The sequence below is a fragment of the Corynebacterium glyciniphilum AJ 3170 genome, assembly GCF_007673095.1.
Taxonomy (GTDB): domain Bacteria; phylum Actinomycetota; class Actinomycetes; order Mycobacteriales; family Mycobacteriaceae; genus Corynebacterium.
Genome location: NZ_VDYZ01000351.1, coordinates 1 through 236 on the forward strand (window position 1 = coordinate 1; position 236 = coordinate 236).

The window sequence follows — 236 nt, forward strand, 5'->3', positions numbered from 1 at the left end:
GGAGGTAGGGGAAGTGGTGGATGAGGGATTGGTGATGGTAGATGGAGGGGAGGAGGGGGGGGAAAGAGGGGTGCGGGAAGGATGGGTGGTTGTGGTGGTTGATGATGAACTGGATGAAGTGGAGGGGGGTGGGGTTGTTGTGGGAGTTGAGGTTGATGGGGTTGTTGTAGGGGGGGAGAGTGGAGAGAGGGAGAGGGTGGTTGCCGAGGAGGGGGTGGAGCTGGAGGTTGCCGGCG

The 236-nt window shown here is 61.4% G+C and carries 1 protein-coding gene; it reads left to right on the forward strand.

The window, feature by feature from the left end; translation table 11 throughout:
• On the forward strand, positions 1-236 hold a 236-nt coding region (locus tag FS507_RS18015), incomplete at both ends, for a hypothetical protein (RefSeq protein ID WP_186314795.1).